The organism is Neptuniibacter sp. (genome assembly GCF_024231755.1).
Lineage (GTDB): Bacteria > Pseudomonadota > Gammaproteobacteria > Pseudomonadales > Balneatricaceae > Neptuniibacter.
Genome location: NZ_JAAEQH010000334.1, coordinates 1 through 584, shown reverse-complemented (window position 1 = coordinate 584; position 584 = coordinate 1). Strand labels below are relative to the sequence as shown.

The following is a 584-nucleotide window of genomic DNA, read 5'->3' as shown; positions in this document are numbered from 1 at the left end:
GAGTTAAATGAGTTACCCACAAGTCAACTATTGCACTTGGAAGTCAGCCGTAAAGATTCCGGTGGTTATGAAATCACTGACTTTTACCTCCCGGAAGGCCAGTAAGGAGTTATCATGATTGAAGCAATTATTCGCTGGTCGATCGGCAACCGCTTTATGGTCTTGCTTGCGACCCTAATGTTAACCGGGGTGGGAATTTTTTCTCTTAAGAATACACCCGTTGATGCCATTCCAGACCTGTCTGATGTTCAGGTGATTATCAAAACAAGCTACCCAGGACAGGCACCCCAGGTAGTTGAGGACCAAGTAACTTATCCGTTAACCACCGCAATGCTATCTGTACCGGGGGCACAAACGGTTAGAGGATATTCATTCTTTGGTGATTCTTATGTTTATGTTATTTTCGATGAGAAGACCGATATTTATTGGGCTCGGAGCCGTGTACTTGAATACCTCAGCCAAGTTGCGCCTTCACTCCCCAGTAATGCCCGGCCTCAGTTAGGACCTGACGCAACAGGAGTAGGCTGGGTATACCTCTATGCTTTGGTGGATAGAACAGGCCAACATGATCTAAGCCAATTACG

General features: G+C 46.2%; 1 protein-coding gene. It reads left to right on the top strand.

The window, feature by feature from the left end; all coding sequences use genetic code 11:
* Positions 1-114: 114 nt before the first annotated feature.
* On the top strand, positions 115-584 hold a 470-nt coding region (locus tag GY843_RS19430), incomplete at its 3' end, for an efflux RND transporter permease subunit (protein WP_297312163.1).